Source organism: Streptomyces sp. NPDC001492, assembly GCF_053597275.1.
The window spans coordinates 1-12,860 of sequence record NZ_JBSFHW010000096.1; the positions used below are offsets into that span (position 1 = coordinate 1).

At 70.8% G+C, this 12,860-nt stretch carries 22 protein-coding genes; 15 read left to right on the plus strand and 7 right to left on the minus strand.

The genetic code is table 11. The annotated features are described in order from the left end of the window. From ACWC1K_RS49965 to ACWC1K_RS50030, 14 genes are all read left to right on the plus strand, one after another. Positions 1–388, plus strand: a 388-nt coding sequence (locus ACWC1K_RS49965) for a hypothetical protein (RefSeq protein ID WP_450840790.1), incomplete at its 5' end; no start/stop codon positions are given. Next, on the plus strand, positions 385–636 hold the full coding sequence (locus ACWC1K_RS49970) for a hypothetical protein (RefSeq protein ID WP_450840792.1): 252 nt from the start codon (positions 385–387) through the stop codon (positions 634–636). The genes ACWC1K_RS49965 and ACWC1K_RS49970, both read left to right, overlap by 4 nt. A 244-nt stretch (positions 637–880) precedes the next feature. Continuing rightward, complete coding sequence (locus ACWC1K_RS49975) at positions 881–2,161, plus strand: exonuclease domain-containing protein (RefSeq protein WP_450840794.1); 1,281 nt, start codon at positions 881–883, stop codon at positions 2,159–2,161. A 196-nt stretch (positions 2,162–2,357) separates the two neighbouring features. Further along, positions 2,358–2,621, plus strand: a complete 264-nt coding sequence (locus tag ACWC1K_RS49980; protein WP_450840796.1) for a hypothetical protein — start codon at positions 2,358–2,360, stop codon at positions 2,619–2,621. Between the two features lie 98 nt (positions 2,622–2,719). Beyond that, entirely contained in the window at positions 2,720–3,460 is a 741-nt protein-coding gene (locus ACWC1K_RS49985; RefSeq protein WP_450840797.1) for a hypothetical protein, read from the plus strand. Further along, complete coding sequence (locus ACWC1K_RS49990) at positions 3,453–4,088, plus strand: hypothetical protein (RefSeq protein ID WP_450840799.1); 636 nt, start codon at positions 3,453–3,455, stop codon at positions 4,086–4,088. Before ACWC1K_RS49985 ends, ACWC1K_RS49990 begins: the two co-directional genes overlap by 8 nt. Then, complete coding sequence (locus tag ACWC1K_RS49995; protein ID WP_450840801.1) at positions 4,085–4,471, plus strand: hypothetical protein; 387 nt, start codon at positions 4,085–4,087, stop codon at positions 4,469–4,471. Before ACWC1K_RS49990 ends, ACWC1K_RS49995 begins: the two co-directional genes overlap by 4 nt. Before the next feature lies 1 nt (position 4,472). Continuing rightward, on the plus strand, positions 4,473–4,877 hold the full coding sequence (locus ACWC1K_RS50000; RefSeq protein ID WP_450840803.1) for a DUF4326 domain-containing protein: 405 nt from the start codon (positions 4,473–4,475) through the stop codon (positions 4,875–4,877). Then, entirely contained in the window at positions 4,874–5,113 is a 240-nt protein-coding gene (locus ACWC1K_RS50005) for a DUF6011 domain-containing protein (RefSeq protein ID WP_450840805.1), read from the plus strand. The genes ACWC1K_RS50000 and ACWC1K_RS50005 overlap by 4 nt, the downstream gene beginning before the upstream one ends. After that, positions 5,113–5,931: a hypothetical protein gene (locus tag ACWC1K_RS50010; RefSeq protein ID WP_450840806.1), complete on the plus strand. Its 819-nt coding sequence runs from the start codon at positions 5,113–5,115 to the stop codon at positions 5,929–5,931. Before ACWC1K_RS50005 ends, ACWC1K_RS50010 begins: the two co-directional genes overlap by 1 nt. Before the next feature lie 23 nt (positions 5,932–5,954). Continuing rightward, entirely contained in the window at positions 5,955–6,323 is a 369-nt protein-coding gene (locus tag ACWC1K_RS50015; protein ID WP_450840808.1) for a hypothetical protein, read from the plus strand. Next, positions 6,320–6,712, plus strand: a complete 393-nt coding sequence (locus ACWC1K_RS50020) for a hypothetical protein (RefSeq protein ID WP_450840810.1) — start codon at positions 6,320–6,322, stop codon at positions 6,710–6,712. Before ACWC1K_RS50015 ends, ACWC1K_RS50020 begins: the two co-directional genes overlap by 4 nt. Next, positions 6,705–7,289 (plus strand): hypothetical protein, encoded by a 585-nt coding sequence (locus tag ACWC1K_RS50025; protein ID WP_450840812.1) that lies wholly within the window; start codon positions 6,705–6,707, stop codon positions 7,287–7,289. The genes ACWC1K_RS50020 and ACWC1K_RS50025 overlap by 8 nt, the downstream gene beginning before the upstream one ends. Continuing rightward, on the plus strand, positions 7,286–7,459 hold the full coding sequence (locus ACWC1K_RS50030) for a hypothetical protein (protein ID WP_450840814.1): 174 nt from the start codon (positions 7,286–7,288) through the stop codon (positions 7,457–7,459). Before ACWC1K_RS50025 ends, ACWC1K_RS50030 begins: the two co-directional genes overlap by 4 nt. 4 nt (positions 7,460–7,463) lie before the next feature. Here ACWC1K_RS50030 and ACWC1K_RS50035 read toward each other — a convergent pair whose 3' ends face one another. Beyond that, complete coding sequence (locus ACWC1K_RS50035; RefSeq protein WP_450840815.1) at positions 7,464–8,543, minus strand: hypothetical protein; 1,080 nt, start codon at positions 8,541–8,543, stop codon at positions 7,464–7,466. Between the two features lie 281 nt (positions 8,544–8,824). On the opposite strand from ACWC1K_RS50035, the gene ACWC1K_RS50040 reads away from it, so the two are divergent. Next, the gene (locus tag ACWC1K_RS50040) at positions 8,825–9,082 is read left to right on the plus strand and encodes a hypothetical protein (RefSeq protein ID WP_450840817.1); all 258 of its coding nucleotides are present in this window, start codon (positions 8,825–8,827) and stop codon (positions 9,080–9,082) included. Between the two features lie 452 nt (positions 9,083–9,534). Here the strand turns inward: ACWC1K_RS50040 and ACWC1K_RS50045 are convergent, their stop codons facing one another. From ACWC1K_RS50045 to ACWC1K_RS50070, 6 genes are all read right to left on the minus strand, one after another. Next, positions 9,535–10,182 carry a nuclease-related domain-containing protein gene (locus tag ACWC1K_RS50045; protein ID WP_450840819.1) on the minus strand — a complete coding sequence of 216 codons (648 nt, stop codon included), beginning with the start codon at positions 10,180–10,182 and terminating at the stop codon, positions 9,535–9,537. After that, positions 10,182–10,484 carry a hypothetical protein gene (locus ACWC1K_RS50050; RefSeq protein ID WP_450840821.1) on the minus strand — a complete coding sequence of 101 codons (303 nt, stop codon included), beginning with the start codon at positions 10,482–10,484 and terminating at the stop codon, positions 10,182–10,184. Before ACWC1K_RS50050 ends, ACWC1K_RS50045 begins: the two co-directional genes overlap by 1 nt. Further along, positions 10,484–11,302, minus strand: a complete 819-nt coding sequence (locus tag ACWC1K_RS50055; RefSeq protein WP_450840822.1) for a hypothetical protein — start codon at positions 11,300–11,302, stop codon at positions 10,484–10,486. The genes ACWC1K_RS50050 and ACWC1K_RS50055 overlap by 1 nt, the downstream gene beginning before the upstream one ends. Before the next feature lie 64 nt (positions 11,303–11,366). Continuing rightward, positions 11,367–11,594: a hypothetical protein gene (locus ACWC1K_RS50060; protein ID WP_450840823.1), complete on the minus strand. Its 228-nt coding sequence runs from the start codon at positions 11,592–11,594 to the stop codon at positions 11,367–11,369. Positions 11,595–11,655: 61 nt separating this feature from the next. After that, positions 11,656–12,162, minus strand: a complete 507-nt coding sequence (locus ACWC1K_RS50065; protein WP_450840824.1) for a helix-turn-helix domain-containing protein — start codon at positions 12,160–12,162, stop codon at positions 11,656–11,658. Next, positions 12,159–12,722: a hypothetical protein gene (locus ACWC1K_RS50070; RefSeq protein WP_450840825.1), complete on the minus strand. Its 564-nt coding sequence runs from the start codon at positions 12,720–12,722 to the stop codon at positions 12,159–12,161. Before ACWC1K_RS50070 ends, ACWC1K_RS50065 begins: the two co-directional genes overlap by 4 nt. Between the last annotated feature and the right edge of the window lie 138 nt (positions 12,723–12,860).

The following is a 12,860-nucleotide window of genomic DNA, read 5'->3' on the forward strand; positions in this document are numbered from 1 at the left end:
GGCCATCGCCGAGTTCATCCGGGCCCGCGCCATGGACGAAGCCGGGGCCGCAGGACGCATGCAGTACTTCCAGCAGAACGGCGGCACCATCCAGCCCCGGATCCCGAAGAGCGGCAGCCTGGCAGCAGACTCCGCCGGGCAGCGGGCGAAGGTGAAGGGGTGGCTGGAGGAGCACACCCCGGACCGGTTCATGGCGATGGCGAGCGAGCTGGCGCACATGGCGGACGGTCTGGCCGAGGCGCAGGCCGGCATCTCCGCCGTCTCGGACGTTCACGCGAAGTACAGCGCGCGGGCGGCGTGGCGGCGGGTGACGCGGGCGGCCCGCCTGTGGGAGGCGCACCCGGACTTCGATCCGGCGTGGGCGAAGGACGAGGACGCCGAGTCGTGAGCGGCCGGCAGCTTCCCGGCCAGCACCGTCCCGCCGAGGACGGCGAACTGTGCACGTGTGGCCGCCAGGCGGTCGTCGTGTACCCGACGCACGACTACGGCGATGTCGGGCACTGTGGTGTCGACGGGAACGGCGCCCACCCGGTTGTGCCGTGCCCGTGGTGCGGTGCCACCCGCCCGCACGCCACGTGGGGTGTCCCGGTGCGCTGCCCCGACTACACGCTCCGGCCTCCCGCCGCGGAGGCGTGAGCGGCGGGGGGAACGCGGGCGGCCGGTCTGCGGCATGCTGAGCGGGTCCCCCTGGGTACGGGGGACTCCCTGCAAGCGCCGCCAGGACCCGCCCGGAAGCGGTGAGCGGAAGAGCTGGACGGCCCCCGGAACCTACGCGCCCGGGGGCCGCTTCGCGTCCGGGCCGTCATCACCCGACCGGGCCCGCATTGTCAGTGGCATGCGCTGCACTAGCCCTACGACCCTCACGCCCCTGGAGGTGCCCATGGCCCCGTCCACGCCGGCCACGACCGACGCCCTGCCCGTCTACAAGCGCGACGAGGTGCCGCCACATCTGGCGCATCTGCGGACGATGACGCAGCTGAAGGCGGACCGGCTGAAGCCCGCCGACGGGCAGGAGCCGGTTGCCATGCTGCGGGTGTACCGGCGCGGGCACGGCTGGGGCGAGTTCCCGCTCTACGATCCGGCCGAGGCAGCGAAGATGCGGCCGCTGTCAGCGAAACAGCAGCGCGCCATGCAGGACCGGCGGACGTGTCCGAGGTGCGGCAAGCTCCGCAAGCACGTCGTGTACGGGCAGTGCGGGCCGTGCGACGTCAAGGACCATCAGGAGCGTCTGGCGGTCCAGGCCCGGACCTGCTGGAAGTGCCGTCGGGTCTCGGCCGCGGAACTGCCGAAGGGGCAGGAGAGCCGGTGTGCGCCATGCTGGGTGTACTGGCGGCTCCAGAAGCAGTTCGAGGCCGTCCGGCGGGCCGTGTGGGCGCGGACCTGCCCCGGATACCCCGAAGGCCCGGACTGCGCCGTTCAGACTGCGACTGATGAGGAGATCGCGGCGGAGCGGGCAGCCCGAGCATGGACGGGCCCTCGGCGTTGCACCCCGTGCGACGAGGGGTGGGACCGGTGGCGTGACGGTCTCGCGCGCGCTGCGGAAGAGCGTGAACGGTGCGCTGGGGAGGCCCAGCGGCAGCAGGTCGCCCGCCTTGAGGCGTGGGCGCGGGAGGTCCTCGCCGACCCGGACACGGTCGTCCTCGATACGGAGACCACCGGCCTCGAGGACGATGCGCGCATCGTCGACATCGCCGTCACCACGGTGGCCGGCGAGGTACTACTGGACACGCTCGTCAACCCGGGCGAGCCGATCCCGACCGAGGCGACCGGCATCCACGGCATCACCGACGGCCAGGTCGCCGACGCCCCCCGGTTCACAGGCATCCTCGAGCAGCTGGCCACCGTGCTGCACGGCAGGCGAGTCCTGATCTACAACGAGCCGTACGACGTGGCCCGGCTGCGGCACGAACTGACGGTGCACTACCGGCAGGCCGGCCATGACGACCCCGAAGCCTCCGCTGGGGCGTGGCTCGGGCGTGTACGGACCGAGGACGCGATGATCCCGTACTCGGACTGGTACGGGGACTGGTCGGACTACTGGGGCAACTACGCCTGGCAGCCCCTGTACGGGGGTGACCACCGTGCGGTGTCGGACTGCCGGGCCGTCGTGGAGCGGCTTCGGGAGATGGCGAGCGCGGTGCAGAAGGAAGACGCGGCCTGATCGGCCTGCGGTGGTGTGATTCGGGCCCGGCTGGAGTTGACCTCCCCTGCCGGGCCCGATGCACGTGACGCGTCTGTTCAACGAGCGGGGCGGTGGGGAGTAACGGTTCCCCTCCGCACGCGCCATTGCAATGCAATGGGATATGGGTTACCCTGGCAGCACCGCAGGACAGAAGCACTGCCAGGGGAGATGCCAAATGGACGCCACGTCGAACGCAACGCAGTTGAGGGCCAAGGGCCTCGAGATGACCGCCAAGCTCACCGATGAGGCGCTGTGCATCGCATGGATGGTGACCGAGGGACAGCCCGTCACCGAGGAACTGGCCATCACGCGCGGCTGGATGCTGGACGTTCTCAACGAGCGCCTCGGCGACGACCTGTTCGACGAGTGGCTCGTGGCCGTCGACGACAACGGCGACACCCTCAACCCGCTGGCATTCCTCGAGCGCAAGGGCAACTGACCTGACCACCGGCCCCCGCCGCCGTGCGGGGGCAACGTGCTGCCCGCATCCGCGGGACCCTGAACCACGCCCCGCAAACCGCCCCGGAGGCCCCACACATGGCCAACCACACCCCACTCACCGACCAGCAGATCGCCGACATCGAGCAGCACGCCAACGCCGCCACCGACGGCCCCTGGGGCGTCTACCAGTACGGCGGAGACAGCCTCATCGAGATCGCCGCAGACCTCGAAGACACCGGATGCGGCTACCGGGCCCGCCGCACCGTCTGCCGCTTCGACGAGGAACCCCTCGACAACGACCCCGCCCACCGCGAGTGGACAGCCGAGGAGGACTGGGCCCAGGTTCAGGCGGACGCCGCGTACATCGCCGCGATGAGTCCTGACGTGGCCGCCGCGCTCGTCGCCGAGGTCCGACGCCTGCGCGCCGCCAACGCCCAGCTCGACCGTGCGCTCAGCGAGACCATCGACGACCGTGACCAAGCGCACGAGATCGCCGACAAGCTGGCCTACGCCGTCGCCCCCGAGGAGGTCATCGGCGAGCACTCGTCGATGAACTGCCCGTGGACCAACGCCCTAGAGCTGATCACGCCGAAGGCCGAGGTCGACAAGATGCGCGCCGTCTTGGCCGACCTCGCAGGACGCTGGGAGCAGATGGCCGACCACGGCGACGCAGCCATCGGGCACTTCGAGGGCCCGGCGGCCGCCACTCTCAACGCCGAGGTCGCCGAGCGCGGTCACACCTACCGCAAGGCCGCCGCCGACATCCGCGACGTCCTCCGTACCGGCCGCGTCCCGGAGGACCTGCTGACGAGCGCCGAGGCAGCCAGCAATGGCTGACACACCACCCACCGCGACCGTTGCCGGGCAGTCCATCGCCCTGCACGTCGTCGGCTACCCCGACGTCCCCAACCGGTGGGGCGCCGGCCGCATCCGCGCCACCGGCATCCGCATCGACTACGGCAGCACCATCTCCCCCGACGCCCGCCACGCCGTCGTCACCGGCCTGTGGGTCCGCGACGACGGCGAGGTCACCGACAACCCCCTCGACCGCTACTACGACGCACCGGACGGCGGCATGGCGGGCTGGCCGGACTGGATCGCCGACCTCGCGCGGAAGCACACGCCGCCCGTACAGGCCACCGAGACGCGCGAGGCCGTCTGCATCTGCGGGCACCCGGAGCAGCAGCACTTCGAAGACGTCTGCCTCACCCAGTGCGGATGCAGCGACTTCCTGACCGCCGAGGCCGCAACCGAGGAACGCGCACGCGCTGAGGCCGCCATCCATGCACTGCGATCCGCAGCCGAACACGTCCGCGTCGGCGTGGCCGTGGGCCCGATTCCGCTGGAAGTCCGCCCAGCTGTGGCCGCATGGCTGTGCCGACTGGCGGACCAGCGCCGCGACCGGGCCATCGCCCACGCCGTGGCTGCCGCCGAGCAGAAGCCGACGAGGGAGGCCCGGTCGTGACGGGACGCCGCCGTACCTACACCCGCCGCTGCTCCACCGACGGATGCCCAGAGATCAGCCAGATTGAGTACACCGCCCGCCGTGACCTCGAAGGCATCAGCAAAACCTGGACATGCCGCCACCACTCCAAGCCCAACGAAACCCTCTCCTCCACCAACCGGGAGACCACGGCCGTCCTGGCCCTGCACCCGCTCTACGTCAACGGCTACCGAACAGGGGACCGCCGACTGGTCGGTTACTTCTGGGGGCCGGAAGACGCGGAGAAGGGCAGCAGTGGCATCGCCGCCGGCCCGGGCTTCTGGGCTGAGGCGAAGAACTTCCCGCCCGGCACCCGCCTGACCGTGACCGCCCGCATCGAACTCCCCGGCGACCAGGAGGCCTGACGTGCCCGCCCGACTCCAGCGCAAGCGAACCGCCGGCTGGCGTGCCGCCGACGCCTGCACCAACCCCAACGGCTACGTTTTCGTCGGCCGCGGCAGCGGCTACGGCAACTCGTGGAAAATCGGATCAACCGGCTGGACGGTCCTGCCCGGCGGGTGGATCGACAAGCGGCCCCACGAACCGCTCACCCGCGAACAGGCCATCGAATCCTTCCGCAACAGCCGCACCCACGACGTCGAGTTCCTCCGGCAGATCCGCAAAGACCTGGCCGGCAAGGACCTCCTGTGCTGGTGCCCGCTCGACAAGGCCTGCCATGCCGACTGGCTCCTCGAGGTCGCGAACTCGCCGAAGCCCGTGGAGGAGTTCGTCGACCATAGTCCGAAGCCGGACTTCCTGGCGGCCGCGTGACGGAGTGGTCGCGGTGCAGGTTCTGCCCCCGGCGGTTGACCGACCCTGAGTCGCAGCGCCGGGGTTTCGGCGAGAAGTGCGGCCGGGACCGCGGCCTCCTCCCGCCGAAGAAGCCCCGCCGCACGCGGGCCGTACGCCGGCCCAAGCCCGCCACCGTGCCACCCGCGCACGACGCCATCCCCGGGCAGGACGAACTGCCCCTGTTCTTCCACCAGCCCTCGCTAGGAAGCCTCTGATGACCGACCAGCCCGCGCTCACCCTGAAGGACCGCATCGGCCTGGCGCTGCGCACCACACCCGCCACCGGGCACACCCACAAGCCCGGCGAAGAGAAGTGGGACCACCATCCCAAGCCCGGCGAGCAGGGCCACCGCTACACGTACACGTGCGCCCTGTGCCGCAACGACGCCGACGCCCTCACCAAAGCCCTCCTCCACGTCCTCGCCGACGCCCTCCAACGCGACTGGGCCCGCTACCGCGCCTGCGTCCTCCAGGAAGTCTGGGAGGCCTTCAGAGACGCCCCCAGCGGCCCCCTGTACGCGCCCATGAACGTCATCAACGACATGCTGGAGTCCGCGATCGCCGGGGAACCGTCGCTGGCCGACCAGCTCACCGACCGGGAACAGCGGTACGGATTCCTCGAGCGCCGAGCCGAACGGCAGAGCCAGCGCCTGAAGGAGGCGGAGGAGCAGCTCGCCGAGTTCAAGGGCATCGTGGCCGCGGTCACCGAGGGCAAGCGCATCGGCCGGCCGCTCACCGCCTCCGACGTGAAGGTCGCGCACGAGGTCACCCGCAAGGCGCTGGCCGGCGCGCTGGATGCGGGCCTGCACCTGAACTGGCCCCAGCTCGTCGAGGCGGCCCAGCGCAGCCACGACGCGAACACGGCCTGGGCGGCCGACGTCGACCGCGTCCGGCAGCTGCATGTTCCCGACGACCAGGGCGAGTGCCGCGCCTGCCACGCCAGTTACGACCCGTGCCCGACCATCCAGGCCCTAGACGAAAGCCGCCTCCCCCGGCGGGCTGCCGCCCTCGAGAACAAGGAGCCCACCACGTGAACGCCCGCGAACGACTGGCAATCATGATCCGCACAAACCGCGGCAGCATGACCGTCTGGTCGCAGCCCGAGGTGAAAGACGCGCTGGACGCCTACCGCACCGAGGTACTCCGCAAGGCCGCCGACCGCATCCGCGCCATCCCCGTCCAGTGCACCGCCCTCACCGGACCCGTCTGGTACGGCACCGGCTGGCGCGAGGCGATCACCCAGCTCGAAGAGATCGCCGACTACCAGACGCCCGACCACGAGGCCTACCCCGGCGAACTGGAAATGCTGCGCGGTCTGCTCCTCAACCTGCGCCCGGCCGCTCGGAAGGGTGACATCGCCCGGGTGCAGCAGCTCATCGCCAGCCACGACGCCCGCGCCGCCGAGCAGCAGGACGAAAAGCAGTGACCGAGACTGAGGACGCCCTACGGCGGCGTATCGCAGACCTCGAGGCGCAGCTGGCCGCGCAGCCGTACATCCCGGCCCTGCCTGCCGAGCACGACGGCGAGGCCATCACCTGGCGGCCCTGGGAGGAGGCCCCGGTCATCCTGTGCGCCCGCGCGGGCGACCTCAACGGCTGCACCACGTGTGGGCATCCCGGGCCGTCCCTGATCGCCTTCGGGCTGGCTGGCCCCGGCAAGCCGCTCATCCGGTTCAACGCGCACCGGTGCCCCGGCTGCCAGGAGATGCGCGTCTACCAGCGCGTGTACGAGAAGGGCCGGATCGGCGTCGACCTGAACGAGGTCGCCTACAGCCCACCGCGCACCATCGCCCGTACGGAGACACCCAGTGCCTAAAAAGACCCGGGAGGAACTCCTGGCCTCCCTGCCCGACGACCCGGTCAACGCCGAGCGGCCCATCGAGTCTCTCCAGCAGAAGGCGGACCGCCTCCGAGCCGAACCGCGCGCGTCACGGGAGGAGCGCCTGGCGGAGGAGCTGTGCCACGCCTACCACTACGGCGTCGGCCTGGACGAGTTGGACGAGGAAGACCCGGACCAGGCCCGCGCGCACCGGCGGGCCGCACAGCGTCTCCTGCGCTGGCTCGAGGACGCCCCCAAGCGGGAGTTGAAGGCCGCGTTCCAGCGGGGATACGACCGCGGCAAGGAACGGCAGAAGGAGCGCACCGCGGAGGACATCGCACGCCTCGAGGCGGAGGTTGCCGAGCTCCGCCAGGACCGCGACCCGGAAGGCCTGCGCGCGCGTATCGCGGACCTCCAGTACGTGGCCCGCGGCTACGGTCGCATCTTCACCGGCGGAACGGACCTGCGCGGGCAGCTCGCGGACGCCCTGGGACGCCTCGAGGAGGCCCAGCGGGAGCTCGCTGAGTTGAAGGGCGTGCAGCCGTCCAACGCCACCGGGAAGCGCCCGTCATGACCGAGCTGCGCCCGGATTTCGTCGAGCACGCCAGCACCGACGCCATCCGCGCCCAATACGAACGCGCCCAGGCCCTCGCCGACCTGTGGGCCGACCGGGCAAGAGACCTATTCCTGCTGCTCTGCCAGCGCGAAGAACACGCCAACGCGACCGGCCAGCAGCCCTCCTGACCCTCTACGCGGCCGCCGTGCCGTCCTGGCCGTCCGCCGCGCCCGCCGGGGCGCCGTCGTCGACGAGCCGATCCGGCGACAAGGCGAACTGGAAGATCAGCTCGTTGAGGGTGCTCACCCCCCACAAGCCCTTCAGGACCGCGATATCTTCCTCCAGCTTCCGCTTGGAGACGCCCATCTTCCGGGCCGTGGACGGCTGCGACTCCCCCGCGCACAGGTACCGCAGGATGCCCCGCTGACGGCGGTCCGTACGCACGCCTCCCGCACCCGACACCGCATCCACCGCCCCGGCACCGGTGCGGGAGCGGAGTTCCCCGCACCACGGCTGCGCGTGACTCCACGTCGCCTCGAACACCCCCGCAAGCACCGCCACCACCGCGGGGTCGGTCACCAGCCACGCCGCGTGCGGTGCGGAGCCCTCCACGATGTGGTCGGGGACGAACGCATGCTCCCGGTCCACGATCACCATCCGCTCGAAGCCACCGACCACTGTGCGGTACTGGGCGGGCCGGCCGCCCGGGCGGGTGGACATGGTGGCCGCGTACTTCGCGGTCAGCGGATGGTCGCGGACGGTGTCCCGGTAGATCGTCTTGATCTCCACTCCGCGGTCCAGGGCGGCGCTGTCCCGCGCCACCGCGGTCTCCAACACCGACTGCTGCCTGGGCCCGCCGGGCTGCGCGCACAGCATCTCCCTGCGGGCATCCCCGATCACGTCCTGAAGCCTCGCGTTGACGGTCTCCGGGTCGGCCAGGTAGACACTCGCGCCGCTCGCCCGCATCTGCACCGCCCGGTAGTCCTGGATCAGATCACGGGACAGGTCCGGCATGGCCGCGACCAGGTCGATGTTGCGGCGTGCCTCGTCCAGGACGCGGGTCACCATGTTCCGGAATGCGGGCTGCGGGTCGCGCGCCACCGGCGGATGCTCGTCGCCGATGAACCCCCAGGACAGCAATTCCGCCCGGGCGCCCGGGTGCTCGGTTTGCAGGGTGGTGACGGTTTCCCATTCCTGGAGGGTGATTGCCCGGTACAGCTTCCTGGCGTGGTCGGACAAATCCCCGATCTTGTAACCCTCAGGCAGATCCATAGACAACGATCTACTCCCCCGCACCCTGACACGCTAGATCATCTGCGGGTTTCCGCGCCGCGGGAAACCGCACGAACAAACGATTGAGACAGCAAAAACCATACGACAGCATCCTCTTGGGGCGTCCCCCGACGCTCGTATCCACGGTCCTCCCACACGCCACACACGCGTACTGCCAGGTAACGTCAAACGCGGCCAAGGGAATTCGCAGCGGACCACGGAATAACGAGAACAGGGCAGGCGCCCCATTATCGTTCCCTTCAACAGAGGAGACCCCCGACGTGACCCAAGGACGCCACCGGGCCCCTAAGCCCCCCACCACACCCCGACGCGGCCTGCGCCGCCTCGCCGCCACCCTCGGCATTGCCGCCGCAGCAGCCGGCATCACCCTCACCACCGACCTCGTGGTCACCCCTCCAACCGACAGCGGATGGGGCGCACCCGACACCCACACCATCGTCGCCACCGACGACGCCGGCAGCACGGTCGACGACATCGTCACGACGGTCGTCCACCCGTCCGACAGCGGCTGGGGCTGACACAGGCCGCGCGGGGCCTGGCGGGCGCCCGAGGGGAAGCGAGCCCCGTCAGACCCCACGCACCACCCCGAACCGGCCCGCGTTGTCAGTGCCGTCTGCCACACTGCGGGTGTGCTGGTGCCGTCACCCCCGTGCGGCATCGGCCGCCCATTGTCCCGGCCGCGATCCGCAAGTTGCCGCTCGGGAATCGCAGCGCCCGTCTCTCAGGCCCACTCCAGGAGGCGGGCGCTCGTACGTCCGCAACCGGATGCCCGCTGTCAGTGGCTCGTGGCATCCTCAACCACGAGACTCCCCGGCCCCCGGAGCGCACACTCGTGTGGTCCCTCGACGGTGACGGCGGCCGAGGGGCCACACGCCCCCGGAACGCGCGAAAAGGCCCGCCACCTGCCGAAGCAGATGACGGGCCTTCTGTACCACGTAAGGGCGCCCCCCTCGGCGACCACCGTACGCCGTCAACCACCGTCCTGGTAGGGGCGCAGCACCACATCCACCCGGGCCGCCACCCGCCGGGCCCGGCTCCACGACCATCCCTGCGGGCCGGCCCGCAGCACACGCCGTATCTCGCCCGCGGCCACAACTTGCACCACCCCGTGGGCCGTGGCCACCTGAAGGTGCCCGCCCGACACCGGCGAACCGTGGATGATCAGGACCGGCCACACCGCCACGGGCAGCCCCAACGCCTCCCCGATCAGGGCCGCGTACCGGGCCACCTTCTCCGCCTCGCCATGCCGGTCATCCGTGCCGCAGCACAGTCGGCCGCCCACCTCGGCGGTCGCCTGCCCGGCATTCCAGCGCTTCGTGTCCCCCACCACCAAAGCGGTACCGCACGGCGACACCAGCACGTGGTCCACGTTGAAGCGGCGGCCGCGTAATCGGAGGTCGTGGCGGATACGCCAGCCCCGCCACCGTAATCGCCGCACGAGCCGCGCGGTCTTCCTCTCGGCCTTCCCTCCGAGCTTCCAGCGGGCCGCTACAGCGTCCGCGCGGGCGGCCTCCGGGTTCACGCCCATCCATGCCGTGACGTGCCCCTGGAGGCCCCGCCGGGCGCGCCTGCGGATCGCCCGAGCCTCACGCTGCGCACTGTTCCCGTAGGACGCCATCACGCCCCCTGTGGTGCAGTACGGCGCACGCCCTGGAACCGGCGAGCCCACCGCTTCAGGCGGCGCCGCGTCCCGTCACCGCCGCCCTTATGCCACCAGTCGTAGGCACACCACGCCGTCACCGCGGCGCACCCGCATGCCAGCCAGAGGACGTCGTCCAGGACTGCGGCGATCCCCGTCATGAAGTTTGCGACCGCCCACAGGAGGTCCGCCGTCGTGGGGCGGATCCGTCCGGCCTGTAGGCCGAACAGGGTGGCCACGCCGAGAGCCAGGCCGAGGTTGCTGAGGATGCCGACAAGCATCAGCGCCCCTCCTTCGCCCGGTCCATGACCTCGATCAGCCGGTCCGCGTAGTGCACGGACACGCCGTGCGGGGAGCAGTACTCCCGCATCTCCGCCGCGAACTGACGAGCCGCAGCCACCTCACGCTCCGCGGCTTCCGCCCGCTCCCGCAGCGCCTTCGGGTCGTCGTCACCGGGCTGGTAGCCGGGCGCCAGGTACCGCTCGTAGTCCTCCCGCCGCAACAAGCATCCAGCGCACGTCACCTCCGTCCCCTCCGGCAACGGACCCTGCTGCATCGACTCCCCGCAGATCCCAAGCCCCGTCACCCACGCGCCGGCCCTCTCCAGCCACGAGTACACGGCCAGATGCACGCCGTCCGGGTCGTCGGAGATACAGGTGGCCTGGACCGGGCGCAGGTAGCGGCGGCTCCGATCCAGCTCGGCCACATCCCGGGCCGCCTGCTCCTCCCGGTCGAGGATCTGCCGCATGCGGGCCACCAACTGCTTGGCGACGTTCAGGTTGTAGGCCGCCCGATGCCCGCACGGCCCGCTGGTCACCACCCGGTCGTCCTCATCAGCGTCAGCCGGGCCGAACGCGATGTCCTGGGTGTCGGCGGGCTGCCGGCACACCGGGCACGGCGGGTACGGCGGAAGCTCCTGCTCGGGCCGGCCGGAGCGGCGGGCGCGGTTACGGCGCTCACCGGCGACCATCACCTCCAGCAGTGGGACACCCGTCAGGCGGGGGATGTCGGAGTGCGGGGTGAGGTCGTAGCCGGGCCCGCGGTGCAGGACAGCGTCCCTCCAGCGCTGTGCCCGGGTCCGTGCGGTCGTGTCGTTCATGCTGCTCCTCAAGTGTGTTGGTCTGCGGGTTTGCGGATCGTGCAAACGGCCTTGACGCGGGCCGTCAGGCGGAGTTCTTGCGGTGCCGGGTGGCGGAGTTGGTGCGGCGGCGGTGTCTGCGCGCCAGCGCGGCTTCGAGCGGGAAGACCAGCGCGAACAGGAGCAGGCCGCCGAGCATGCGGGCCCAGATGGGCGGCCAGGTGGTGGTGATGGCGAACCAGATGGAGGCGAAGGCGGCGCCGACGGCCAGCCAGAGAAGGAGGGCGGCGGGGCTGACTATGCGTTCGAACATGGGGGCTCCAGGGCGTTGATCGGTCTTACCCGCCGATGGCGGTGTCTAAGATGTCCAGATTTCAGGCGGGGAGAATGCCGTGCTGCCGAGCAACCCGAACCGCGGCAGTACGCCGCTCCCCACCCCGGCGCAGATGCGCCACCCCAAGACGCCGATAAATCTCCGACAGCCGCGGCGACAAAGCCCCTACGGGCACCCGCAAGGAAGCCGCGGCAGCCTCCACAGACCCCGTATCGGCGACCGCACGCAGAACGCGCACCTGAGCCGGCGTCAAACGGGGCCGCTGCTCCGGCAGACACCAGTCCCCGGACAACAGCTCCCCGATACCGACCTGGAGTGCGGCGCATGCCGCGACGAACCCACGGAGGGTGGTCCGCCCGGTCTCGACACGTTTGATGGTGTTCAGGGACAGTCCGGACCTCAGCCCGAGTTCGGTCTGGGACCAGCCGCGGGCCTTGCGTTCGGCGCGGATGCGGTCGCCGATGTCGGCGAGGACCTCGTCCCAGTCGGGGTACGGCACGGGCCCGCCACCCTGCGGCGACGGGCCCACCAGGACGGGCGCGGTCATGCGAACCCCTGCCCGGTCAGCTGCTCCAGCAGGAACCGGTGCATGGTGCGGTTGTGCCGGGCGTCCGCCAGCGCGTTGTGCGCACCCGAATCCTGCTCCGGCATCTCCGGGCTGCCGCTCTGCCATCGCAGCGTCTCCAGCTCGTTGAACCAGCGCGGGATCTGATCCGGCATCACGGACCAGTCGTTGTCCCACAGGGAGTGCAGCCGGCACATGTCCTGCGCCCCGTACCACGCCCACAGATGTGTGACCTCGGCGTCCGTGTTCGCGAAGTACGCGGCGATCCCCGAGCGCATGGCGGCCGTGCTGTGGACGTCACGGTGCCCGTAATCGAGGTCGCTCAGCCAGCCTTCGCCGGACTGTTCACGCCGGATCGGCAGGTGGGGCCACACGTTGTCGACCATCCACGGCACGGCATGCAGCGCGGCGAGGTCCATGCCGCGGTTCACGGCGTAGTAGTCGATGCCCTGGTCGTCGGTCAGGGCGATGGACACGAGGCCCTTCAGGCTGGGGTCGGCGGGCAGGAACTCGCAGTCCACATACACGTTGCGGGTCGTCACTCGCCACCGCCCAGGGCCAACGCGGCGTCCTGTCCACCCAGCTTGAAGCCTCCACGGTCGACCGCGCGGCGTACTGCGGCAGCCTGGTGCTCCCAGTACGACTGGTCATCGGTGTCGAGCTTGTCCCAGCGCTGGCCG

Bases quoted from the DNA above. Each gene is read 5' to 3' on its own strand.
- ACWC1K_RS49990 (WP_450840799.1), top strand. From the start codon at position 3,453: ATGGCTGACACACCACCCACCGCGACCGTTGCCGGGCAGTCCATCGCC.
- ACWC1K_RS50045 (WP_450840819.1), bottom strand. From the start codon at position 10,182: ATGGCGTCCTACGGGAACAGTGCGCAGCGTGAGGCTCGGGCGATCCGC.
- ACWC1K_RS50060 (WP_450840823.1), bottom strand. From the start codon at position 11,594: ATGTTCGAACGCATAGTCAGCCCCGCCGCCCTCCTTCTCTGGCTGGCC.
- ACWC1K_RS50015 (WP_450840808.1), top strand. From the start codon at position 5,955: ATGATCCGCACAAACCGCGGCAGCATGACCGTCTGGTCGCAGCCCGAG.
- ACWC1K_RS49985 (WP_450840797.1), top strand. From the start codon at position 2,720: ATGGCCAACCACACCCCACTCACCGACCAGCAGATCGCCGACATCGAG.
- ACWC1K_RS50010 (WP_450840806.1), top strand. From the start codon at position 5,113: ATGACCGACCAGCCCGCGCTCACCCTGAAGGACCGCATCGGCCTGGCG.
- ACWC1K_RS49980 (WP_450840796.1), top strand. From the start codon at position 2,358: ATGGACGCCACGTCGAACGCAACGCAGTTGAGGGCCAAGGGCCTCGAG.
- ACWC1K_RS50065 (WP_450840824.1), bottom strand. From the start codon at position 12,162: ATGACCGCGCCCGTCCTGGTGGGCCCGTCGCCGCAGGGTGGCGGGCCC.
- ACWC1K_RS50055 (WP_450840822.1), bottom strand. From the start codon at position 11,302: ATGAACGACACGACCGCACGGACCCGGGCACAGCGCTGGAGGGACGCT.
- ACWC1K_RS50050 (WP_450840821.1), bottom strand. From the start codon at position 10,484: ATGCTTGTCGGCATCCTCAGCAACCTCGGCCTGGCTCTCGGCGTGGCC.
- ACWC1K_RS50035 (WP_450840815.1), bottom strand. From the start codon at position 8,543: ATGGATCTGCCTGAGGGTTACAAGATCGGGGATTTGTCCGACCACGCC.
- ACWC1K_RS50030 (WP_450840814.1), top strand. From the start codon at position 7,286: ATGACCGAGCTGCGCCCGGATTTCGTCGAGCACGCCAGCACCGACGCC.
- ACWC1K_RS49975 (WP_450840794.1), top strand. From the start codon at position 881: ATGGCCCCGTCCACGCCGGCCACGACCGACGCCCTGCCCGTCTACAAG.